The 22,039-nt window shown below is 70.1% G+C and carries 25 protein-coding genes and 1 pseudogene; 16 read left to right on the forward strand and 10 right to left on the reverse strand.

Annotation, left to right across the window (positions count from 1 at the left end; genetic code table 11):
* Positions 1–156: 156 nt before the first annotated feature.
* The gene (locus tag ACIP6N_RS23830; RefSeq protein WP_401818530.1) at positions 157–1,020 is read left to right on the forward strand and encodes a fumarylacetoacetate hydrolase family protein; all 864 of its coding nucleotides are present in this window, start codon (positions 157–159) and stop codon (positions 1,018–1,020) included.
* Positions 1,017–1,937, forward strand: a complete 921-nt coding sequence (locus ACIP6N_RS23835) for a VOC family protein (protein ID WP_401818533.1) — start codon at positions 1,017–1,019, stop codon at positions 1,935–1,937. The genes ACIP6N_RS23830 and ACIP6N_RS23835 overlap by 4 nt, the downstream gene beginning before the upstream one ends.
* Before the next feature lie 331 nt (positions 1,938–2,268).
* Here ACIP6N_RS23835 and ACIP6N_RS23840 read toward each other — a convergent pair whose 3' ends face one another.
* On the reverse strand, positions 2,269–2,928 hold the full coding sequence (locus tag ACIP6N_RS23840; RefSeq protein ID WP_401818535.1) for a GntR family transcriptional regulator: 660 nt from the start codon (positions 2,926–2,928) through the stop codon (positions 2,269–2,271).
* A gap of 323 nt (positions 2,929–3,251) precedes the next feature.
* Here ACIP6N_RS23840 and ACIP6N_RS23845 point away from each other — a divergent pair, with 323 nt between their 5' ends.
* Positions 3,252–3,644 carry a YciI family protein gene (locus ACIP6N_RS23845; protein ID WP_401818537.1) on the forward strand — a complete coding sequence of 131 codons (393 nt, stop codon included), beginning with the start codon at positions 3,252–3,254 and terminating at the stop codon, positions 3,642–3,644.
* 424 nt (positions 3,645–4,068) lie between these two features.
* Here the strand turns inward: ACIP6N_RS23845 and ACIP6N_RS23850 are convergent, their stop codons facing one another.
* On the reverse strand, positions 4,069–4,587 hold the full coding sequence (locus tag ACIP6N_RS23850; protein ID WP_401818539.1) for a MarR family winged helix-turn-helix transcriptional regulator: 519 nt from the start codon (positions 4,585–4,587) through the stop codon (positions 4,069–4,071).
* A gap of 63 nt (positions 4,588–4,650) precedes the next feature.
* Positions 4,651–5,211 (reverse strand): NADPH-dependent FMN reductase, encoded by a 561-nt coding sequence (locus ACIP6N_RS23855; protein ID WP_401818541.1) that lies wholly within the window; start codon positions 5,209–5,211, stop codon positions 4,651–4,653.
* Positions 5,212–5,480: 269 nt separating this feature from the next.
* Between ACIP6N_RS23855 and ACIP6N_RS23860 the strand changes: the two genes are divergently transcribed.
* Positions 5,481–5,915: a cold-shock protein gene (locus tag ACIP6N_RS23860; protein WP_401818831.1), complete on the forward strand. Its 435-nt coding sequence runs from the start codon at positions 5,481–5,483 to the stop codon at positions 5,913–5,915.
* A 108-nt stretch (positions 5,916–6,023) separates the two neighbouring features.
* Here ACIP6N_RS23860 and ACIP6N_RS23865 read toward each other — a convergent pair whose 3' ends face one another.
* Complete coding sequence (locus ACIP6N_RS23865) at positions 6,024–7,076, reverse strand: NAD(P)-dependent alcohol dehydrogenase (protein ID WP_401818543.1); 1,053 nt, start codon at positions 7,074–7,076, stop codon at positions 6,024–6,026.
* A 159-nt stretch (positions 7,077–7,235) separates the two neighbouring features.
* Here ACIP6N_RS23865 and ACIP6N_RS23870 point away from each other — a divergent pair, with 159 nt between their 5' ends.
* Positions 7,236–7,562, forward strand: a complete 327-nt coding sequence (locus ACIP6N_RS23870; protein WP_401818545.1) for an ArsR/SmtB family transcription factor — start codon at positions 7,236–7,238, stop codon at positions 7,560–7,562.
* A gap of 422 nt (positions 7,563–7,984) precedes the next feature.
* The gene (locus tag ACIP6N_RS23875) at positions 7,985–8,926 is read left to right on the forward strand and encodes a TauD/TfdA dioxygenase family protein (RefSeq protein ID WP_401818547.1); all 942 of its coding nucleotides are present in this window, start codon (positions 7,985–7,987) and stop codon (positions 8,924–8,926) included.
* A gap of 143 nt (positions 8,927–9,069) precedes the next feature.
* Here the strand turns inward: ACIP6N_RS23875 and ACIP6N_RS23880 are convergent, their stop codons facing one another.
* Positions 9,070–9,498, reverse strand: coding sequence for a hypothetical protein (locus tag ACIP6N_RS23880; RefSeq protein ID WP_401818548.1), 429 nt, complete (start codon positions 9,496–9,498; stop codon positions 9,070–9,072).
* 362 nt (positions 9,499–9,860) lie between these two features.
* Between ACIP6N_RS23880 and ACIP6N_RS23885 the strand changes: the two genes are divergently transcribed.
* On the forward strand, positions 9,861–10,265 hold the full coding sequence (locus tag ACIP6N_RS23885; protein ID WP_401818549.1) for a hypothetical protein: 405 nt from the start codon (positions 9,861–9,863) through the stop codon (positions 10,263–10,265).
* 67 nt (positions 10,266–10,332) lie between these two features.
* Here the strand turns inward: ACIP6N_RS23885 and ACIP6N_RS23890 are convergent.
* Together ACIP6N_RS23890 and ACIP6N_RS23895 are read right to left on the reverse strand one after the other, a co-directional pair.
* Positions 10,333–10,575: pseudogene (locus tag ACIP6N_RS23890) on the reverse strand (ABC transporter permease); the annotation flags it as partial.
* A complete protein-coding gene (locus tag ACIP6N_RS23895) occupies positions 10,569–10,820 on the reverse strand; it encodes a hypothetical protein (RefSeq protein WP_401818552.1) in 252 nt (83 codons plus the stop codon). The gene ACIP6N_RS23895 and the pseudogene ACIP6N_RS23890, both read right to left, overlap by 7 nt.
* A gap of 306 nt (positions 10,821–11,126) precedes the next feature.
* On the opposite strand from ACIP6N_RS23895, the gene ACIP6N_RS23900 reads away from it, so the two are divergent.
* From ACIP6N_RS23900 to ACIP6N_RS23935, 8 genes are all read left to right on the forward strand, one after another.
* Positions 11,127–12,428, forward strand: coding sequence for an alpha/beta fold hydrolase (locus ACIP6N_RS23900; RefSeq protein WP_401818833.1), 1,302 nt, complete (start codon positions 11,127–11,129; stop codon positions 12,426–12,428).
* 149 nt (positions 12,429–12,577) lie between these two features.
* The gene (locus ACIP6N_RS23905) at positions 12,578–13,609 is read left to right on the forward strand and encodes a hypothetical protein (protein ID WP_401818553.1); all 1,032 of its coding nucleotides are present in this window, start codon (positions 12,578–12,580) and stop codon (positions 13,607–13,609) included.
* A 284-nt stretch (positions 13,610–13,893) separates the two neighbouring features.
* Positions 13,894–14,151, forward strand: coding sequence for a DUF5133 domain-containing protein (locus ACIP6N_RS23910; RefSeq protein ID WP_401818555.1), 258 nt, complete (start codon positions 13,894–13,896; stop codon positions 14,149–14,151).
* Between the two features lie 54 nt (positions 14,152–14,205).
* Complete coding sequence (locus tag ACIP6N_RS23915; protein WP_401818556.1) at positions 14,206–14,799, forward strand: helix-turn-helix domain-containing protein; 594 nt, start codon at positions 14,206–14,208, stop codon at positions 14,797–14,799.
* Between the two features lie 78 nt (positions 14,800–14,877).
* A complete protein-coding gene (locus ACIP6N_RS23920; protein ID WP_401818558.1) occupies positions 14,878–15,846 on the forward strand; it encodes an NADPH:quinone oxidoreductase family protein in 969 nt (322 codons plus the stop codon).
* A complete protein-coding gene (locus ACIP6N_RS23925; protein WP_401818560.1) occupies positions 15,843–17,024 on the forward strand; it encodes an acyl-CoA dehydrogenase family protein in 1,182 nt (393 codons plus the stop codon). The genes ACIP6N_RS23920 and ACIP6N_RS23925 overlap by 4 nt, the downstream gene beginning before the upstream one ends.
* Positions 17,021–18,157, forward strand: coding sequence for an acyl-CoA dehydrogenase family protein (locus ACIP6N_RS23930; RefSeq protein WP_401818562.1), 1,137 nt, complete (start codon positions 17,021–17,023; stop codon positions 18,155–18,157). The genes ACIP6N_RS23925 and ACIP6N_RS23930 overlap by 4 nt, the downstream gene beginning before the upstream one ends.
* A 118-nt stretch (positions 18,158–18,275) precedes the next feature.
* Positions 18,276–18,470 carry a hypothetical protein gene (locus ACIP6N_RS23935; RefSeq protein WP_401818563.1) on the forward strand — a complete coding sequence of 65 codons (195 nt, stop codon included), beginning with the start codon at positions 18,276–18,278 and terminating at the stop codon, positions 18,468–18,470.
* An 85-nt stretch (positions 18,471–18,555) separates the two neighbouring features.
* On the opposite strand, the gene ACIP6N_RS23940 is transcribed toward ACIP6N_RS23935, so the two are convergent.
* From ACIP6N_RS23940 to ykgO, 3 genes are all read right to left on the reverse strand, one after another.
* On the reverse strand, positions 18,556–18,915 hold the full coding sequence (locus ACIP6N_RS23940) for a DUF779 domain-containing protein (RefSeq protein WP_401818565.1): 360 nt from the start codon (positions 18,913–18,915) through the stop codon (positions 18,556–18,558).
* Positions 18,916–19,098: 183 nt separating this feature from the next.
* Positions 19,099–20,913, reverse strand: coding sequence for a pectate lyase (locus ACIP6N_RS23945; RefSeq protein ID WP_401818566.1), 1,815 nt, complete (start codon positions 20,911–20,913; stop codon positions 19,099–19,101).
* A 501-nt stretch (positions 20,914–21,414) separates the two neighbouring features.
* Positions 21,415–21,537, reverse strand: a complete 123-nt coding sequence (gene ykgO, locus ACIP6N_RS23950; protein ID WP_401818567.1) for a type B 50S ribosomal protein L36 — start codon at positions 21,535–21,537, stop codon at positions 21,415–21,417.
* A 189-nt stretch (positions 21,538–21,726) separates the two neighbouring features.
* On the opposite strand from ykgO, the gene ACIP6N_RS23955 reads away from it, so the two are divergent.
* Complete coding sequence (locus tag ACIP6N_RS23955; protein WP_401818568.1) at positions 21,727–22,023, forward strand: putative quinol monooxygenase; 297 nt, start codon at positions 21,727–21,729, stop codon at positions 22,021–22,023.
* Positions 22,024–22,039 lie beyond the last annotated feature (16 nt).

The raw sequence follows: 22,039 nt of genomic DNA on the forward strand, positions 1-22,039 counted from the left end.
AGCCGCGGACTCATTCACCGGACGCGGTCCCGCACACGGGGAGTTGGCACTCTCCGGCCCGGGTCGTTGGCATCTCAAAAATATTCGAATATCTATTGAATGCTCGATTAGTGGTGGGCATCATGGAGCCGTCAAGCGACGAAGCGGAGGCTCAGTATGCGCATCGCCCATGTGAACGGCCGGCTGTCACTGGTGGTCAAGGGCGGGACGGTGGACGTCGGCCGCGTGACCGGGGGCAGGTTCGGTTCCGATCCGCAGTCCATCTACGAGCGGTGGGGTGAGTTCCGTGACTGGGCGGACGGCTTCACCGGTGCTCCCACGGGGCCCCCTCCGGCCGACGGGCTGGGCTCACCGGCTCCCGGCCCGGGCCAGGTCTTCGCGATCGGGCTCAACTACCGCGACCACGCGGACGAGTCGAACCTGTCCATCCCGAAGAACCCCCTGGTCTTCACGAAGTTCCCCTCCTCGATCACCGGGCCCCGGGGCCGTGTCGTCCTGCCGGAAGGATCGGTGGATTGGGAGGTCGAACTGGTCGTGGTGATGGGAGCGCGGGCCCGGCGCGTCTCCGAGGACCGCGCCTGGGACGCGGTGGCGGGTGTCACCGTCGGACAGGATCTGTCCGAGAGGGTCATGCAACACAGCGGGCCCGCACCGCAGTTCGGTCTCGCCAAGTCCTTCCCCGGGTTCTCCCCGATGGGGCCCGTCCTGGTCACTCCGGACGAGTTCGACGACCCCGACGACCTGTCCATCGGATGCGCCGTGGACGGCGAGGTGGTCCAGCGGGGCAGAACCTCGCAGATGATCTTCTCGGTCCCGGAGTTGATCGCCCGGCTGTCCGCGGTGCTCCCGCTCTCAGCCGGGGACGTGATCTTCACCGGCACACCGTCCGGCGTCGGTGCGGGCCGCACCCCACCCCGTTTCCTGCGGCCCGGTGAACGCCTCAGAAGCTGGATCGACGGTGTCGGTGAAATGGAACACGAGTTCGTCGCGCAGGAGTCGGAAGGTGAGGAGCTGTCATGAGCCTGCACCGGTTGGCGAGCGTGACGCTGGGGGTTCCCGATGTCGGCGCGGTGGGACGTTACTACGAGGAGTTCGGGCTCACGAGGACAGCGGACGCCGCCTTCAGCACCCGGGAAGGAGGTGAACAGCTCCACCTCGACGTCGCGCCCTCCCGGCGTCTCCTCGCCGTGGTCGTCGGAGTCGACGACAGCGACGACTTGGCACGGGCGGCGGAACGGCTCACCCGTCTCGGTGTGATGCCGCGCCACGGCGCCGGTACGCTCGCGGCCCGCGAACCGGTGACGGGCGTGCGGTTCGAACTCACGGTCATGCCGCGCGTGAGTCAGCGTCAGGCGACCGCGAGTCCGGTGAATCTGCCGGGCCGCGTCGAGCGCCGCGCGGCCCGTACGCCCGGCATCCTGCGCGAGGGGCGGGTCATGCCCCGCAAGCTGGGGCATGTTGTGCTGGGTACGACCAACTTCGAGGCCACTGAACGGTTCGTCGTCGACGGCATCGGGTTCAAGGTCAGCGACCGGGTGAGCGACCACGGAGCCTTCCTCCGCTGCTCGACGGACCATCACAACGTTCTCATCCAGAAGTTCCCGGTGAACTTCGTGCACCACACGGCGTGGCAGGTCGACGACATCGACGAGGTGGGCCGCGGCGCGATGGCGATGCTGGCGGAACACCCCGAGCGGCACGTCTGGGGCCTGGGGCGCCATTACGCGGGCTCCAACTTCTTCTGGTACCTGCGCGACCCGGCCGGAACCTTCAGCGAGTACTACAGCGATCTCGACGACATCGGCGAGGACGACCTCTGGGAACCGGACGTGCTGGAAGGGGACCGTGGTCTGTTCAGCTGGGGCCCGCCACCGCCGCCGTCGTTCATGAATCCCGAAGACCTTGCCGGTCTGATGACCGGATCGCACTCGAGCTGAGGCCTGTTGATGCGGCCAGGGGAATCGCGTCCATGTCCCACCAGCTCAAGAAGGCGGTCACGCACGGGGCGGGAAGGCCGCGCCGGGACGCCGGCGCCGGCACGACCGTGACGTCGGCCCGCGGAGATCCTGGTTGTCGCGGACGAGACGGCCGTCCCTTTCCTTGTGGCGGTCGGCCCGCTCGGCCGGGCACGGCCCCGACCCGCCCACCGTCATCATCACCACGTCGGAGACACCGGCCGTGCGGTGATCGGCCACGTGGACCGGCTGCCGCCCGTGATGTCCGTCCCGGACCCCGCCTGGCGCGACCAGGGTGAGGACCGTGCTGCCGTCACAGTCCTCGTCGCAGCACCTCGTCCGTCCGCCGGATGTGCGAGGCCAGCCGCTCGACAGCGAGATCGGCGTCCCGGGAGAGCACGGCGTCAAGGATCCCGCGGTGCTCTCCCGGGACGTCCCGGCGGGCGGGGGCGTCTGCCTCCACCGACCACCGCCGGTACAACTCGGCGCTGTCACGCAGCCGGTGGGCGATGCCGAGGATCAGCCGGTTGCGGCAGCCCTCCAGCAGGACCGTGTGGAAGGTGCCGTGCGCCCTGCCCCACTCGGCCGTGAAGCGCTCCTGCGAATCCTCGGACTGACGCGGGGTGACCGAGAGCAGGTGGTGGACTCCGACGAGCCGTGACTCCCATTCGGTGTCGCCCTCGTTCACGGCGTACCGCAGGGCCAGCGTCTCGATGTCCAGCCGGGCCTGGGTCAGATCACGCAGATCCTCGGCCGTCAGCTCGGTGACGCGGAACCCCTGCATGGGCCGTACCTGCACCAGGCCGTGCTCGACCAGCCGGAGCAGGCTTTCGCGCACCACGCCCACGCTGGCGCCGTACCGCTTGCACAACTCGGCGGTCGGCAGCTTCTCACCCGGTCTGCGAGAACCGGACAGGATGTCTTTCCGCAGCTCCGTGTATACCCGCTCGTTGCGGGTTTCCTTGTCCACCACGTGACCACCTTACAAATATTCGACTCCGTGATGTCTGGTTCATCCAGGGCCGCACCTCTAGAATATTCGATGATGCATTGCATATTCGAGTATCAGTGTTACGGCCTCACGAAGGAGGGGCGATGGCCGCACTCACCGTGAAGTACGCCGGGCGCGTTCAGGACGAGTGCGCCCGGGACACCGCGAGCTGTCCGAACGACCTGCCCACGCGCTGCCTCCGCGTGTGACCTGCCCTCGCGCACCAGCCGGGCACACCGCCCGGCCAACCGACCCGTACCGCCAACGGCAGCGGCCGGTCCGCAGCCGGCTTGAAGGGATTCCCCATGAGCACCGACACCGACCAGACTGTCCTGACCGGCCTCGAACTGCGGCTCTTCCAGCTCTACGTCATGTTCGGCACTCCCACCGGTCAGTGGGACATCGAATCGGAACGTACACAGAGCGCGCTCGGCGAGCATGTCGCTTACCTGCGCGAACTCGAAAGCACCGGAGTGATGTTCATGGGCGGCCCATTCCGGGCGGCCGACTACGAGTGGGACGGATCAGGAATGATCGCCGTCCGCGCGAAGTCGCTCGCGGAGGCCCGAGCGACCGCGGAGAGGGACCCGCTGTTCACCCAGGGCCTGCGCACCTACGACGTGCGCGGATGGCAGCTCAACGAAGGACGAATGGTCCTGACGGTCGACCTCGACTCCAACAAGGTCGGCATCGCCTGACCCATCGGCCGTTCGCGCTCGCCGACGTCACCTGTCCGTCCGGCACCGGGCCGGACCTCGAACGGGTCGGTGTGGTCTGACGCCGCACCGACCATGCGGTGTCCCTCGTGGGCTCGGCCACGCGGTACGGCGATCCTGGCCACGGAGACCGCGCCCGGGATCGTCGAAGCATTCGGTTCCGTGGGCGTCGGCTCCCGCTGGTCCCGGAGCGAGACCGGCAACGGGCCATCGTCCGAACGGCGTTGGAGGGCCGGTGCCGAGTGCCGGCCGATGCGCCGGGGTGTCGGCTGGACCCTGCTCCCCCGGGGAGCGGGCGGAGCAGGGTCCGATCCCGCCGACACCCGGGAGGCGCTGAGTGAACTGATCCTGGTTTCTCCAGGGACGTAACGGGCAGTCAACTTCCGGCTCAGGCCTGCCTGGTATGTCAGCGCAGACGCGCCGGGGGCGGCGTACGGTCGCCGAGCGCCAGCAGGACCTCGCGCAGACCGTCGGCTGCCCTGCCCGAGACGTCGGCGCCGACCGGGCTCAGGATGGCCGACTGGGCGCCCACGGCGGCCTTGACGGTCGCCTCCGCCGTCTCGACGCCCAGGGGCGTCAGCCGTACCCAGGACGAACGCGCGTCCTCAGGATCCGGCTCGCGCTCGATCAGTCCCGAACCGGCCAGCTTCCGCAGGGCGTTGCTCGTGCCGCCGGACGTGAGCAGCACACGTTCGGACAGATCGGTCGGTCGCAGGCGGTAGGGCGCGCCGACCGCGCGCAGCGTGCTGATGATGTCGTACTCGGCCTTGGTGATCCCGTACGGGGCCAACTGCTTGACCAGGGCGTCCCCGAGCGAATGATGCAGTCGCGCGACCCGCTTGACCAGTTCGAGTTCGGGTCCGACGATATCGGGCAATTCGGTGCGCCAGGCGGCCATGATCGAGTCGACCAGGTCCTCAGCCATTCGTCTGTCCTCTCTTTGCCTGCCCCGGACTGCGCTTTCCCCTATCCGGTCCGGATGACCCGGTCACGGGGTGCGCTGTCGGATCTCGTCCCGGAAAGCCTCCAGGAATTCGCGCAGGAACGTCAACGTGGTCTCGTCGTTGACGTGGCCGGCGTCGTCCAGCCGCTGGTGGGCGCCGAAGACCATCAGCTCGGGCCGGGCGAGCACATGGCTGCGTGTTCCCAACAGCACCTGACGCAAGGCCATTTGTCCGCGTGCGGTGCCGAAGTTGCCGGGGGATGCCCCGGTGAGGGCGACCGGTTTGCCGGCCAGGCTCGACCCGGTGGTCGGGCGGGACGCCCAGTCGAGGGCGTTCTTGAGGACTCCGGGCACCGAGTAATTGTACTCGGGCGAGGCGATGAGGAGGCCGTCCGCGCGGGCTATCGAGGACCGCAGGTCCGCGACGGGCTCAGGCGGCTCCGTGCCGTCCAGATCCTGGTTGTACGGCGGAACGTCGGCCAGCCGCTCGTAGAGGTGGATGTTCATGCCCGCCGGTGCGTGCTTCTGGGCGGCGCGCAGCACCGCCGTGTTGAACGAACCCGCGCGGAGGCTGCCGGAGATGGCCAGCACATTGACTACGTCCATGACGATGGATCCCGCTCTCACTCGATTGTCTTGCGCGTCCTGCCGCAGCCCGCTGGAATCACAGGCAGAAAGCTTGCTGTGAAGGTATATGGAAATCCTTCAAGTTTCAATGAGCTGCGGCCGGTTGTCTCTTGGGCCGACACCGCCGTCGCCACCGTCTCCGGCCCCCGCTGCCCGGCGCGTCGGGTATCGCGCGCGGGGTGGGGCGAAGCTACGATCCTGGGGTTCGTTCCTCGGGCAAGGGGCTTGAGGGGGTTGAGGGGTTTGGCGTGGTTGTTGGTCGTGTGGTGCGGTTCGACAGTGTGCGGGGCTTTGGGTTCATCACTCCCGATTACGGCGGGGAAGACGTATTCCTGCACGTGAACGACCTGCTGATTCCTGAGTCGAGCGTGCGCGCGGGTCTCGCCGTCGAATTCGATGTGGAAGAGGGCGCCCGGGGGCTCAAAGCGTCGGAGGTCCGGCTGGCCGAGGGGACGGAGATCTCTCCGGCGGGTCCGGCGTCGTCGGGCGCTCCGAGAACGGCCGCGCTCCGGCATCCCGACGGGGACGATTCCCTGTGCGACGTGCTCAGCGTGGCGGAATACACCAGGGAACTGACCGAACTGCTGCTGGCGGCCGCGCCGTCGCTGACCGGAGAGCAGATTCTGCGGATCCGGCGCGAGGTGGTGCAGTCCGCGACACGGCACGGCTGGACCGAGGGCTGACAGCCGCGTACCGGATGGCGCCGCGCACGCGTGATGGCGCCGCGCACGCGTCGGGCCCGAACGCCGTCCTGGTGTCCGGGCCCGACGCGTATGCGGCAGGAGTGGTGCTCAGTCGCGCAGCTGTGCGATGTCGATGACGAAGCGGTAGCGGACGTCGCTGGCGGTGACGCGGTCGTACGCGGCATTGATCTCGTCGGGGCTGATGACCTCCACCTCGGCACCGAAGCCGTGCTCCGCGCAGAAGTCCAGCATCTCCTGGGTCTGGCGGATGCCGCCGATCTTCGAACCGGCCAGGCTGCGGCGCGACCCGATCAGCGAGAACGCCCGGAAGGCGTCCGGGCTGTCGGGCACGCCGACGAAGACCAGGGTGCCGTCGAGCGTCAGGAGCCCGAGGTAGGCGTCCACGTCGAGGTTGGCCGAGACCGTGTTGATGATCAGGTCGAACGTGCCCGCGAGGTCCTTGAAGGTCTGCGGGTCGCTGGTGGCGTGGTAGTGGTCGGCGCCGAACTTGACCGCGTCGTCCTGCTTGCGCAGCGACTGGCTCAGGACGGTGACCTCGGCGCCGAGGGCGTGGGCGATCTTGACGCCCATGTGGCCGAGCCCGCCCATGCCGATGACCGCGACCTTCTTGCCGGGTCCGGCGCCCCAGTTGACGAGCGGCGAGTAGAGGGTGATGCCGGCGCACAGCAGGGGCGCGGCGACATCGAGACCGAGGCCCTCGGGTATGCGCAGGACGTAGTTCTCGTCCACGACGATGTGGGTGCTGTATCCGCCGAGAGTCGGCTCGCCGTCGTTCGCGACGCCGTTGTACGTGGGGGTCTCGCCCCGCAGGCAGTACTGTTCCTCGCCCGCAAGGCAGTTCACGCACTCACGGCACGAGTCGACGAAGCAGCCGACACCCACCCGGTCGCCCACGGCGTACCGGGAGACACCCGGGCCCGTCGCGGTGACGACGCCGGCGATCTCATGGCCGGGCACCATCGGGAAGCGTGCGGGTCCCCACTCCTCGCGGACCTGATGAATGTCCGAGTGACAGATGCCGGAGTAGGCGATCTCGATCAGTACATCGTGCTCACGCAGGTCCCGGCGGGGGATCGTGGTCCGTTCGAGAGGAGTGCTCCCGGCGGGCGCGGCGTAGGCGGTGGCGGTGACAGAGGTCATCTCACGTCTTTCCGGGCAGCCGAAGCCGCCCTTTCACTCATCTGGGACGCCCGCGAGCGGACGGTCCGGATCGTGTCCAGGGCGCTGGTGCGCGGGACCACTGAAACCGCAAAGTATGATGGCTGTCAAACTTTGAGTCGTGCGAGCGCAGGGATCATCATGCTTCCCACCGACCGTTCCGGCGCCGGACATCCCGACCTGGCCGACATCGGGCTGCAGCAGGTCCTGGACGCCCTTGTCGACCCCGTCCGGCGGGCCATCGTCGCCGAGCTCCACGCGTCCGGCGTCCCCGTCAGATGCGGCGACTTCGACCTGCCGGTGAGCAAATCCACAGCGACGCACCACTTCCGTGTCCTGCGGGAAGCGGGCCTGATCCGGCAGAACTACGCGGGGACCTCCCGGATGAACACCCTGCGGCGTGAGGAACTGGAAGCGGCCTTCCCCGGGCTGCTCGCCGCCGTGGTCTCCGCCGAACACCGCGCATAGCCGAACGCGGGCCGCGACCGCACCCCGTCCTGGCCATGACCGGGACGCCACCAGGACGGGGTCCGGCCCGTGGGACGTGTAGCGGCCCCGGAGTTTGCCGGAATCACGACTGCGGTACGGTGCCTGTCATGGGGACGTACTCGAACTGCCGTACAGAGGAGCCGCGCTACCGCGGTCCCCACGGCATGTGCGTGCCCCGCGGCTACCGCTTTCTGCGCCGTCGCGGCCGGGTGGGCTCTCCCCCGGCTCCTTCCTGTCGCTGACCAACCGTGCGGTTCCCGGCCCCTCGTCGCCGGGCCCGGCCCATCACGTCAGCGCTGTTCCCCCCCCGATCTTCCCCGAAGCCCCGGCTAGTGCCCCGCCTCCTTGTCCAGGCCGGCCCCGCACCCCCTCGTCGACTCGTTCCCCCACAGAGGAGACCCGTGACCGTCACCACCGCACCCGCCCATTCCGTCCAGCCGGTCCTGCGCGACCACCGCATCCCCGCCGACGGCCTGTACGAGGGCCCCCGCGAACTGCGCCGGGTCCCGGAGGGGTGGGAGGACCGCCCGTACGAACTCTTCCGACTCGTCCCGCTGGGACGCGTCATAGGCGCCGAGATCCGGGGCCTCGACCTGTCGGAACCGACCTCCCCCGCGGTACGTGAGGAACTCAACCGCGCCCTGCTGGAGTGGAAGGTGCTGTTCTTCCGCGGCCAGCACCTGTCCTCAGACGCGCAGCGCGGATTCGCCCGGCACTGGGGCGAGTTGGAGACCAATCCGCTGCTCACCGCGGGCGACAACCCCGAAGTGGTCCGGTTCGACCGTACGGCTGTGCCGACCTTCGAGAACGTGTGGCACACGGACGTGACCTTTCGCGAGCGGCCCGCGCTCGGCGCGGTGCTGCAATTGCGGGAAGTCCCGCCGGTGGGCGGCGACACCATGTGGGCCGACATGGCGGCGGCGTACGACAATCTGGCGCCGGAGGTGAAGGAGCGCATCGACGGTGCGCGCGCCGTCCACGACTTCGTTCCCGGCTTCGTCCGGTTCTACTCGCCCGATCAACTGGTCAGGTTCCAGGAGCAGTTCCCGCCGGTCGAGCATCCTGTGGTGCGACGTCACCCGGAGACGGGCCGGCGGATGCTGTTCGTCAACACCTCGTTCACCACCCGGATCGTGGGATTCGAGCAGGACGAGAGCGACCGGTTGCTGCGGCTGCTGTTCCAGCAGGCCCATGTGCCGGAATTCCAGGTGCGGTTCCAGTGGCAGGCAGGAGACGTGGCTTTCTGGGACAACCGCGCCACTCAGCACTACGCGGTGAACGACTACGCCCCGCACCGCCGGGTGGCCGAGCGTGTCGCCATCGCGGGAGACCGGCCGTTCTGACCCACCCGGCCGCCGGTGCGTGACACCGGTGGCTCCGGATGAGTCAGGAGGTGTTGGCGCCCCGCCCCGTCGCGGGGCGCGAACACGCGGCGCGCGACGGCGACCTCCGCCCGGCGCAGGGTCCGCTCGGTCTCCCGCGCCCATCAGCCCACCCCGAGCATCGGAACCGCGTCACCGGGCGAGAACGTCAGGAGGGGCCCTGCCCGACGACCGCCAGGACCAAGTCCGCCGACCCTCCAGGTACTTGGGCCGCCAACAGCGGCCCCTGACCGGGCCGGATCGTCGTCCAGGACGAACGAACGCAGCCCACGCTCGCGCGTGGCGCGCAGCTCTTCGCCGAGAAGCGGCTCCGCGCCGGTGCCGTACCGACGCGGCGCACCTCTCAGCACGGCGCCGGTCGCCAGGTCCACCAGCCCGGTCCAGTAGCCGGTGCGGTGCGCGAGCCACTGGAGCAGCGCTTGCACGCCGTCCGTTCTGCGGCACAGCCGGTACACCGTCAACACCTGGGCGGCGCGCCGCGCGTTCTCGTCGTGCCCGCCGGCCGCCGGGCGTGAAGGCTTCAGCCGTTCCATGCCTACGTCTTGCCCTGCCGCCCGCGCAGCACGACCGGCCGGGGGTTGCCGGTGCCTCGCACGGGCGGGCCGCACGCTGCCGGGCCTGGAAGCACTACGCCGAAAAGGCGACTGCCGAATGAGGAGACCGGCGCCCCCACGCAGCGCCCGGACCAGGCAACTTGACCGGCCGAGGCTCCGGCCGTGCGTCGGCGCAGGTGGCGGCGGCCGATTTCTCGCAAGGACATACGTAACCCGTGATGCTCTGCTTCCGAGAGTGAGCCAATCCGGCTCACAGCGCTGTGGACTCCGCCCTCCGGCTGTCGCTCCGGACGCGGGCTCCCCTTTCCCCTGACAGGGGTTCCCTCATGAAGATTCACCGCATGGCCGTCTCGTCTCTCGCCGCCTGCGCCCTCGTGCTCGGCGGTGGCGCGTTCAGCGTGGCGCAGGCCGACACCGGCGTACCCACCGCACGCTCGGCCCCGACCGGCCGCACGCCCGCGGACGCCGCCGCTTGCGCCGCCTCCACGACTGCCGCTGCCGCGGCCGCCGCCAATGCCGCCACTGCGGCCGACGCGGCCAATACCGATGCCGCCACCGCCGCGGCCGCCGCCAAGACCCTCGCCGCCGCCATCGCGGCGGGTGACGTGGGCCCTGCCCTTGCCGCCGCTGCCGCCACGGCCGTCGCCACCTCCACCGCCGCGGCAACCTCGGCCACCGCCGCACTGGCCGCCGCAACGACAGCCGCGACGGCCACGGCCGCGGCCGTCACCGCCTGCGCTGCCTGAGCCGCGCCCTCGGTCTCACCCGCCGTCCCCTGACCGGACCCGTCGCGATGCTCAGGGGACGGCGCGCGTACGCGGAGCGGTAGAAGCCCCTGCCGGAGCGCATGTTCCTCAGGAGCAGCGCGATCCCGAGAGCGAAGGCCGGCTTCAGCGGAACCGCGACCACCACGAAGACCAGTGTGGTGCCCACCGACCGCCGGTAGCGCGGATCGGCGGTGAACATGTCGGTGTAGTTGCGCGTCCCGATCCACTTCGGCGCGTCGAAGAGGTTGTAATCGGTGAGCGAGACGGCCATCGGCGCGAGCGTCAGCAGGGGGCGACACCGAGGTCCCGGTCGAAGTCGGTGGCGGCCGGCTCGCGTCCCATCGGGCCGTGTCCGATGGTACCGCTGGTCCGGGACGTGTCCTTGGCCTGTGAGGCCGTGCCCTTCCTGCGCAGGCCATCGGTGAACGTCCAGAACGCGTTGAGATCCTTCCCGGTGAAGCCGAGCCGGTGTTCGGAGGCGTAGAGCTTCTTGCCGTGGCCGCGCAGCCGGCCCTCGAATGCGTCCGTGTTCACACCGATGTCTGTGAGCCCGGTGCTAGTCCAGGCCCTTGAGGCCGAGTGCGCTCATACGCGGCCCGCTTCGATGCCCAGTCCTCCCAGGTCCAGCCTGGCTTGGGCGCGGGCACTCCGGCCTTCTTGAACACCGCGGAGTCACCGGTCAACGGCCGCCCCGGCCGCGACAGGCGCCGGCGGGGCCGGATCTGCACCCATGGGGCGGCCTCCCGGCCCCGGTGTCCGTGTGCTGAAATGTCCGACGTGAGCGCCCAGGCGCGGGCGGACGAGAACCCGGCGCGGGCGATCGAGAACAGGAGCTTCCCCTTGACCAGCTACCGCCAGCCAGGCGTCGTCCTCACCGACCACCGCTTCACGGTCCCCCTGGACCACGACAACGCGTCCGGCGAGCAGATCGAGCTGTACGCGCGCGAGGTCGTCGCCACGTCGAAGGCCGACGCCGACCTGCCCTGGCTGCTGTACCTGGAGGGCGGACCCGGCTTCGGCGCACGCCGTTTCGCCGGCCGGCAGGCCTGGCTCGGCCGCGCGACGGAGGAGTTCCGCGTACTCCTCCTCGATCAGCGCGGCACCGGCCTCTCCACCCCGGCCAACCGTCAGACCCTGCCCACTCGCGGCGGCCCGCGCGAACAGGCCGACTACCTGGCCCACTTCAGGTCCGACAGCATCGTCCGCGACAGCGAGTTCATCCGCAGGCAGCTGACCGGCGGCGCCCCCTGGACCGTCCTCGGCCAGAGTTTCGGCGGTTTCTGCGCCACTCACTATCTCTCCGCGGCCCCGGAAGGGCTGCGCACCGTCCTCATGACCGGCGGTCTGCCCTCCCTGGACGCCACGGCCGACGACGTCTACCTCGCCGCCTATCCGCGGATCGCGCGCAAGGTCGAGGCGCACTACGCCCGTTACCCGCAGGACATCGGCAGGGCCAGGCGGATCGCGGAACATCTCGCCGAGCACGGGCCCGTCGTACTTCCCAACGGCTACACGTTCACCGTCGAGGCGTTCCAGTCCCTCGGACACATGCTCGGCGGCGGCGAGGGCAGCCATCAGCTGCACTACCTGCTGGAGAACGCCTTCGTCCCGGCGGCCGGGGGACACACCCTCTCCGACGCCTTCCTGGAGAACGTGGCCGCCACACTCTCGTACGCCGGGCACCCGCTGTACGCGGTGCTGCACGAGGCGATCTACGCGCAGGGCGGCCGGCCCACCGCCTGGGCCGCCGACCGCGCCCGCGCCCGCTTCCCGCAGTTCGACGCCGCCAAGGCCCTTGCCGGGGAAGACCCGTTGTACTTCACGGGCGAATGTGTCTACCCCTGGCAGTTCGAGGCCGACCCCGCGCTGCGCCCCCTGCGGGAGACCGCGGAACTGCTCGCCGCACGCACCGACTGGCCGGCTCTGTACGACCCTGCCCGTCTGGCGGTCAACGAGGTGCCGACCGCGGCTGCCGTGTACCACGACGACATGTACGTCGACACGGAGCACTCATTGCGTACGGCGGCGGGAATCCGCGGACTGCGCCCCTGGGTCACCAACGAGTACGAACACGACGGTGTGCGCGCGGGCGGTCCCCGCGTACTGGACCGGTTGCTGGGGTTGGTGCGCGGCGAACTCTGATACGGAAAGCGCCGTGCGGCCTGAGTACGCTGACCGTGCCGCCGCTGGCTGGTTACAGATGGTTACGACTGACCGGAAATGGCTGCTTTGCCGGATCCACCGGTGGGGAGCATGAACCGGTAACTGATCATCGGTAGCAAGGTAGTCACGTGAAGTGGGCACAGGCTTTCAGCAGAGCGATGGAGGAGCTGGCCGCGATACGCGGTCAGCTCGGGGAGGCCGCGTCCGGCGCGACCGCCCTCCGCGGAGAACTCGGTCAGACGGGCCAGAAGGTCCTGGACTCGGTCCAGAGCGGAACTCTCGTGCTGCGGGAGGAGAACAGGGAACTGCGGGCACGTCAGGACAAGGCGCTCGGTGAGCTGGCCGAGGCCAGATCCGAGATCCGGGCGGTCCGGCTGGAACTCGCGCGGAGCGCTGCCGCTGCCGCGGCCGTCGCTGAATCCGCGTCCGGGGCGGGAGAGGCCGCGGCCTCCGGCCCGCCGGAACATTCCGGCGCGGTGGTCGTCGCAGCGCCGCGGGGCCGGGGCGCGACCGTCCCGGCCGGTGACGACAGGAGCGAGGAGCGGTACGTGTACCAGGACGGGGCGGGCCCTGCGCGCGGCAACGGCAGGGAGAACGAGAGCCACGTGCCGGGGACGGACCGTGACGGGGACGCCTCCGACTGGGCGGCGTTGAAGAAGGCGGCCGAGGACTCCTGCAGCGGTACTCCTGCCGTGTCCCGGGCCATTCCGGCTCAGCGCGGCCCGGCGTCGGAAGCGCGGCAACCGCGCGGCGAGCGGTCGGAGGAGCAGGACGCGGACCCCCGGGTGGCGCACGGGGCTCTGCTGCTGACGGCTGCCGGTGTGTCGTCGGCGGAGCTGGTCTGCCACCGCGACACCTGGGAGTTCCTGGCGGGCCTGGCCGCCCGGCAGCCGCATTTCCGTACGCCCCCGGCCGTGGAGGACGCCGATCGCGGCCGCGTGCGGGCCGCGCTGTCGGGCCGCTCGTTCATCGCCCTTCTGATCGCCCTGTGGGACACACGGCGGCAGTCGGCCCCCTTCGAGGCGGACTGGGCCCTGGCGACCACGGCGTACCGGCGGATCGCGGACGAGCTGCGGGCCGTCACCCCGGGCGCGAGCAGGGACACCGTACGGATCGCCCTGGACGACGGGATCCAGCAGGACGCTCCGGCCGCCGCGTAGGGCCGCGACCGTATCCGTGTGAGGCCGCGACCGGATTGGCGTCCGCGCGCCACGCCTGGGTACGGGCCCGTGTCGGACAGCCGGGTACGGGCCCGTACCCGGCTGTCCGACACGGGCCCCGGAGGCTTCGCCGAGCGGATGCGCGGCGGCGGGTGGAGAATGGAAAGCGGGGGACATGAGCCCCGATGTGCGCGGGGCCTGTTCCGTATCCACACGCCGTCTCCGCGCGCCCGGCGGGCAACCGGCCCCGGGCGAGCGGGACTCCGATGCTGGAAGTGGTGGACATGCTGCTGCCTGACCGACATCTGGTCGCCGACCTGCTGAGCCGCTACCGCGCATGGGAGCGGCTGGTCCTGGCCGATCCGCTCGACGCCACCACTCGCGGCCGGTTCGAGGACGTGGCGTACACCCTGTGCGTGCTCATGGGCCAGCGCACCGCGCGCGAGGCGATCGTGAAGGCGGAGGCATATCTCCGCCGTATCAAGCCGGTTCCGATCTTTCCCGGGGGAACGCCGGGCGGCGGTAGCGGAGTTCGTGGCTGACCACCCGGTCCGTGCCGTATTGACAAGCCGCGTTGCCGTTTCTGCAATGGACCCATGGACGACATCGCCCCGCCCGACGAACTGGCCGCCGTACTGCAGGGCGTGGGACCCCGGCTGCGCCGCGTCAGGCGCGAGCGGGGCGCCACGCTCAGTACTCTCTCCGCCGTCACCGGGATATCCGTGAGCACCTTGTCGCGTCTTGAGTCGGGCGGCCGCAGGCCCACCCTGGAACTGCTGTTGCCCATCGCACGCGCCCATCAGGTGCCGCTCGACGAACTGGTCGGTGCCCCGCGGGTCGACGACCCGCGCGTCCGTATGAAGCCCATCGTCCGGCGCGGCCGCACGATGCTGCCGCTGACCAGGCAGCCGGGCGGGCTCCAGGCCTACAAGGTGGTGGACGAGGCGGGCACCGGGGAGCCCGATCCGCGGACCCACGAGGGCTACGAATGGCTGTACGTCCTCGCGGGACGGCTGAGGCTGGTGCTCGGCGAGCACGATGTGGTGCTCGCGGCCGGGGAGGCGGCGGAGTTCGACACCCGCGTCCCGCACTGGTTCGGCCCGGCGGGCGACGGGCCGGTGGAGTTCCTGAGCCTGTTCGGTCCGCAGGGCGAACGCATGCATGTACGGGCCCGGCCGAAGAGGCCGTGAGTCTCCTGTTCCCAGAGTCCCAAGCGACCGCTTAGTATGCGCGCAGGATCGTACAGCCCATCGTGTGGAGGCCCCCGAATGCAGGCATGGCGAGTGCACCGGAACGGCGAGCCGGGCGAGGTGATGCGGCTCGAAGAGGTGGACCGGCCGGCGCCCGGCGACGGGCAGGTCGAGTTGCGGGTCCGCGCGGCGAACATCAACTTCCCCGATGCCCTGCTCTGCCGTGGCGAGTACCAGGTGCGGCCGCCCCTGCCCTTCACGCCGGGCGTGGAAATCTGCGGCGAGACGCCCGATGGCCGGCGTGTCATCGCCACGCCCGCGCTGCCGCACGGCGGCTTCGCCGAGTACGTCGTCGCCGACGAGGCCGCCCTGCTGCCCGCGCCCGCCGCGCTGGACGACGCGGAGGCGGCCGCCCTGCACATCGGCTACCAGACCGGGTGGTTCGGGCTGCACCGCAGGGCCCGCCTCCAGCGGGGCGAGACGCTGCTCGTGCACGCGGCGGCCGGCGGGGTGGGCAGCGCGGCCGTCCAGCTGGGCAAAGCGGCGGGAGCCACCGTCATCGGCGTCGTCGGCGGCCCGGAAAAGGCCGCCGTCGCCCGCGAACTGGGCTGTGACGTGGTCGTGGACCGCCGTTCGGACGACATCGTCGCCGCGGTGAAGGAAGCGACCGGCGGCCGGGGCGCGGACGTCGTCTACGACCCGGTGGGCGGCGACGCCTATGCCAAGTCCGCCAAGTGCGTGGCCTTCGAGGGCCGCATCGTCGTGGTCGGCTTCGCGAGCGGCGACGTCCCCGCCCCCGCGCTCAGTCACGCCCTGGTGAAGAACTACTCGGTCCTCGGACTGCACTGGGGCCTCTACGCCGTGAAGGACCCGGGCGCCATCGCGCGCTGCCACGAGGAGCTGACCGAACTGGCCGCGCAGGGCGCGATCAAGCCGCTCGTCAGTGAACGGGTCACGCTCAAAGACGCCGCCGACGCCGTACAGCGCGTCGCGGACGGCACCACCACGGGGCGCGTGGTCGTCGTCCCCGAGAGTGAGGTCCGATGACAGACGCCCGTGAACTGCGCGAGCTAACCGGCGCGTTGCTCGCCGAGCACCCGCCCGCCACGACAGAGCGCGCCGACTTCCTGAAAGCGCGATTCGACGCCGGACTCGCCTGGGTGCACTACCCGGCAGGGCTCGGCGGGCTCGACGCACCGCGCTCCCTCCAAGCCGTCGTGGACACGGAGTTGGCGGCCGCCGGCGCACCCGACAACGACCCGCGCCGGATCGGCATCGGTCTCGGCATGGCCGCGCCGACCATCCTGCGATTCGGCACTCAGGAACAAAAGGAGCGTTTCCTGCGGCCGTTGTGGGTCGGCGAGGAGGTGTGGTGCCAGCTGTTCAGCGAGCCGGGCGCCGGATCCGACCTCGCGGCGCTCGGTACGCGAGCGGTGCGCGACGGCGACGACTGGATCGTCAACGGCCAGAAGGTGTGGACCTCCAGCGCCCACCTCGCCCGCTGGGCCATCCTCATCGCACGCACCGACCCCGGTCTGCCCAAGCACCGCGGCATCAGCTATTTCATCTGCGACATGACCGACCCCGGGGTCGAGGTGCGGCCGCTGCGCCAGATCACCGGCGAGGCCGAGTTCAACGAGGTCTTCCTCACCGACGTACGCGTACCCGACACCCACCGCCTCGGTGAGACCGGCGAGGGCTGGAAGGTCGCGCAGACCACGCTCATGAATGAGCGGGTCTCCATCGGCGGCTCGCGCGTCCCCCGCGAGGGCGGCATGATCGGCCCGATCGCGGCGACCTGGCGTGAGCGGCCCGAACTGCGCACGCACGACCTTCACCAGCGGCTGCTCACGCTGTGGGTGGAGGCCGAGGTGGCCCGCCTCACGGGCGAACGGCTGCGCCAGCAGATGGTCGCGGGACAGCCCGGCCCCGAAGGCAGCGGTATGAAGCTCGCCTTCGCCAGACTCAACCAGGAGATCAGCGGCCTGGAGGTCGAACTCCTCGGCGAAGAGGGATTGTTGTACTCCGACTGGACCATGCGCCGTCCCGAACTTGTCGACTTCACCGGCCGCGACGCCGGCTACCGCTATCTCCGTTCGAAGGGCAACTCCATCGAGGGCGGTACGAGCGAGGTACTGCTCAACATCGTCGCGGAGCGCGTTCTCGGCCTGCCCGCGGAGCCGCGCAACGACAAGGACGTCGCCTGGAAGGACCTGGTTCGATGACTGACGGTTCCCCCGACCCGCTGACCGATGGTTCCGCGGATCTGCTCTACTCCGACACCGAGGACGATCTGCGCGCGGCCGTACGCTCCCTCCTCAGCGACCGTGACGACCTGCCGTCCGCGCTCGTACGCGCCGAGACGGGCGATCCGTACGACCCCGATCTGTGGACCTCGCTCGCCGCCGGCATCGGCGCGGCCGGACTGCTCGTCCCGGAAAAGCTCGGCGGCCAGGGGGCGAGTCACCGTGAAGCCGCCGTCGTACTGGAGGAGTTGGGCCGGAACGTCACCCCGGCGCCCTACCTCACCAGCTCGATCGTGGCGACCGAGACGCTGCTCGCCTGCGACACACAGAGCACCGATGTCGCGGGGCTGCTGACCGCGCTCGCCAACGGCCACCGGGTGGCTGTCCTCGCGCTGCCGCTGTCGACGGCCCCCGACGCGCCGCTGCCCCTCGGCCTCGACACCATCACCGGTGTCGCCGACGCGGTGCGCGCCGATGTGCTGCTCGTCCCGCGCGGCGACGGCCTGTACGCGGTGGAGCTGGGGACGGAGTCGAGCGGTGTCACCGTCGAGCGCCTGACACCGCTCGACCTGACCCGCCCCCTCGCCGCGGTCACCGTGGAAGCGGGGGCGGGCGTCCGGATCGCCGACGCGGAGACCGCCGAGGCCGCCGTACGCCGCGGACTGCTGGCCGGGGCGGGGCTGCTCGCCTCCGAACAGCTCGGGATCGCCGAATGGTGCCTGGAGGAAACCGTCAGGCACACCAAGGAACGGCACCAGTTCAACCGCCCCATCGGATCCTTCCAGGCGCTCAAGCACCGCATGGCGCAGCTGTGGCTGGAGGTCGTCTCGGCCCGCGCCGCCGCGCGCAACGCGGCCGACGCGCTGGCCACAGGCAGCCCGGACGCTCCACTCGCGGTGGCCGTAGCGCAGGCGTACTGCGGACAGGTCGCGGTGCACGCGGCCGAGGAATGCGTGCAGTTGCACGGCGGGATCGGGATGACGTGGGAGCACCCCGCGCACCTCTATCTCAAGCGCGCCAAGAGCGACGCGGTCGCACTCGGATCCGCGGGCCGGCACAAGGAGACGATCGCCGCACTCGTCGGTCTGCCGGGGCCTTCCGCGACCCGGTAACGGCGCCCGTCCGGCCAATCACCCGTACGGCCGACCTGTCAGTCGGCTGTACGGGCCCTCCCCTCCGACACACTGGCGGCCGAATGCCGCATATGTCGCGCGGCGGAGGAGGTTCTCGATGGCCATTTCGATCTCACTGGTGCTGTTTCTCACGATTCTCGCGGTGATCTTTCTGCGCAACGGAGGACTGAAGCTCTCGCACGCGGTGGTCTGCGCTCTGCTCGGTTTCCTTCTCGCCAGTTCGAGCATGGCGCCGACCATCGCGGACGGGATCTCGGCCACGGCGGGCCTGGTGAGCAGCGTCAGACCGTAGGCTCTCCCGGCCGGATCCGGCCGGGGCCACGAGCCGGCCTCACCCGAACGCAAGCCCGCGCAGCCGGCCGGGCCCCGGGCCGCCGTTACGTACCGATCAGCCGCGAACGGATCAGGAAACGCACCCCCTCGGGAGCCTCCAGGGAGAAGCCGCTGCCGCGCCCCTCCACGACGTCGACGATCAGCCGGGTGTGACACCACGCCTCGTACTGGCTCACCGACATCCAGAAGGGGACCGGCTCGGCCACCCCCTCCACCTCCAGCGACTGGAGCAGCACGTCGGAGCCGCCCGTGCGGAACTCACCGGCGGGAAAGCACATGGGCGCGCTGCCGTCGCAGCAGCCGCCCGACTGGTGGAACATCAGGGGACCGTGGTCCGCCCGCAGCCGCCGGATCAACTCGGCGGCCGCCGCGGTGATTTCCACGCGCGGGGGCTGCTCGCTCATCGGGTGTCCACCACCGTTCACCACCGTTCTGGAAAGCCGGGCCCGTCGTCTCGTACGGGTACGCGCGCCGCTCGTACGGGGACACGTGCCGCCCCTCGCCGAAGCGGTGAGTCGAGTCAACTCCCGGCGAGGTTGCGAGGCCGTTGCACCCGACGTCTCGCACGCGTACCCGGCCGACCGGTCCTACTCCGCCGCCACATACGAGATGAGCTTGGCCATGTTCGCCACGTAGGCGGCCGAACTGATGCCCATCGGGTGATCGGCGGGCTGGTACGGGGCTTCCCGCGGCGGATCCTCGGGGTTGTAGGGCGAGGTGTCGCGCAGGTCGCCGACATTCTTGCTCATGTACGCCGTGCCGTCGTACGGCGTTTCCGAGCCCGGGCCCCGGAAGGGATTGGTGACCGCGTCGATCGGGGTCAGCCAGTGGTCCTTCGTGCCGAGATCGGTCACGAGCGCCGAGGCCTGCGCCTCGGTCACCTCGGGCAGTGGCAACGGAGCGTCGCGCAGCAGATCGGACAACTGGAGGTCCCGCACCGAGAAGAAGCGCGGCAGCGGGATCGGGCGGTCCGAGGAGAGCGGCGACCGGGCGCGCAGACCGGCCACTTGAGCCGGGGTCATTGCGGCCAGTTGGGTGTACGTGCTCCGCAGGCTGTCCACGTCGATGGAATGGCCGGAGCCGTAGTGGCTGAGCGTGTTCTTGTGGTCGTAGTCGTAGTAGTACGCGCCGTTGCGGATGTTGGAACCGAAGCGGTGGGTGAACTTCGCCCGGTTGGTGCCCAGTTCGACGAAGGTCGGGTGGGTGCTGCTGGCCAGCAGCGGGTTCTCCTCCTTCTGCCGGCTGGTGAGTGTGCAGCTTTCGAGCCAGGACAGCGCCTCGGGTACGCGGCTGAGGTAGGCGCGGTCGCCGGTCAGCCGGAAGTAGTGGAAGAGCTGAGTGATGTTCGTCTGGGTGGTGTGTGTGGCGAGGGCCCGCGGTTCGTAGGAGCGTGCGCCCGCCGGTGCCCCGGCCGGCCTGCCGTCCTTCTCCCGCGACAGATGCTGGAGCCCCCAGCCTGCTTGGGGCGCCGGCTGCTGCATGCGGCGCAGGCAGGCCATGGCGCGCTGCACCGGTGCGATCAGGTCACGGCGGCCGAGCGCCGACACGCACATCAGCAGGAACTTGATGTTCTCACCCAGGACGTCGTCGTTGAAGGTGACGTGGTGTGTGTAGTCCCCGTCCTCCATACCGTGCTGCGCGTCGCGCGGCAGCCAGGGCGGACGCTTCTCCGGCCAGGGCGTCCGGCTGACGGAGCCGGAGTACGCGGGAAAGCGCTGGGGCCAGCCGCCGTCGGCTGTTCCGCCGTTGAACTGCGAGGCCAGTACGAAGTTGACGGCCTTGTCCAGTGACCGCTTGAAGCGCGGGTCCCGGCGCTCCACATACAGCCGCAGGATCAGCTGGGCGGCGGCCGACGTGCCGGCGTCGTCGAATGTGGCGTTGCCGTAGTAGTGCTGGAACTCCTCAAGTCGCCAGCCGTTGGCGCCGATTGTCTCGTACCAGTCGCGCAGGGACTCCTCGCCGGCGAAGTCGTGTATGTAGTTCCAGCCGCCCACGGGGAGTTGGGCCTCCACCAGGGCGAGGCCCGTGCGGGCCGCGGCCCGGTAGCAGACTTCGCTGCCTGTCGCGTGAAAGGCGTCGAGCATGCTGTGCCCGACGGACGGGGTACCGGGCGGCTGGACCCAGCACATGGTGCGCTTGGCTTCCATCTCGCCCCAGGTGACCGAGAGATCGGGAAGGTAGTTCCAGACGTAGCCGCCTCGGTAGGAGACTTCTTCGTCCATGAAGGCGGCCGCGCGGCTCATCGCTCGGGTCGCGTCGGAGCGCTGCGGCGAGGCAGACGCGCCGGAGGGTGCGGGCGGCCCGGCGGCGGCAGCTGTTCCCGGCCCGAGTACGGCGGGGGCCGCGAGCAGCGGCGTGGCGGCGAGCTGGGTGAAGGTGCGGCGGCTCAGGGGCTTCTTCATGGGTGAAGTGCCTTCCTCACAGGTGGCCGGAGCGGATTGCGGCATGCGGCGGTGTTCAGCGGACTGAACGTTGATCCTGCTTGGAATCCGCTGATCTCCCTTGTAACGAGGCGAACGTAGGTCAGCGGACCTGAGTCTTCAAGTATGTGGACAAGAATTGCGTATAAGAACCATGGGGTTGGCCGTGGGAACGACAGGGCAGCGCCTGGAAGGTCCGCTCTCGGAAGGGTTTCGGTGGGTGTTCGGGGAGGCTCACGTCGTAGGGCCGAAGTGTGGCCCGGCGTCCACGCCCGATAGCCGTGAATGTGCGGTACGGCGCCCGGGGGCGGCTGCCCCGGTGCCTGGAGTTTCGATGCTGGGTGCCTCGCGCGGCGGGCCTTCCTCTGCGCGGCAGTGGGCATCGCCCAACACCACACACCGCCCGGTCGGCACGCGCCGTGACGCGCGAGCCGGCCGGGCGGCCAAGCGTGACCACCGCGGAGGGGGAAGTCGTCGGGCGACTCAGCCCTGACGCGCCTTGAACCGCGGATCCTTCTTGTTGATGACGAAGACGCGTCCCCGGCGCCGGATCACCTGCGCTCCCGGCCGGGCCTTCAGTGCGCGCACAGAGTTACGTACCTTCATGCCACATCTCCTCATAATTTGTCCGTACGCGGACAACGCCTCGCTCGGCGGTCCTATTCCGGCCATCCGCGGAACGCGGCGGATCCGGACCGCAGGATTCCGCTCGTGCTCCGCCGAGCCCTCCCCGCCCACCCCCTGTCGATCGGGCATCCTCGGACACCCCGGTTGCCGCCACAAGGAGTGATACCCATGGCAGAACTGCAAGTCATCGCCCGCTACACGCTCTCCGCCGGCAAGGAGGAGGAGGTTCTTCCGCTGCTCGCGCGGCTGGCCGAGGCCAGCCGGGCCGAGCCCGGCAACATCTCCTTCGGCGTCTACCGGTCCCTCGCCGACCCCCAGGACGTCGTCCTTCTGGAGCGCTACGCCTCCCCGGAGGCCTTCGCCGCTCACCGCGAGAGCCCGCACTTCAACGGCCTCGTGCTTCAGCGGATCGTTCCGCTCCTGGACGGCCGGGCGGTCGAGACATACGAGGCCCAGCAGGCGTGACCCCGCGCCCTGGCGC

Source organism: Streptomyces sp. NPDC088725 (assembly GCF_044751305.1).
Taxonomy (GTDB): Bacteria; Actinomycetota; Actinomycetes; order Streptomycetales; family Streptomycetaceae; genus Streptomyces.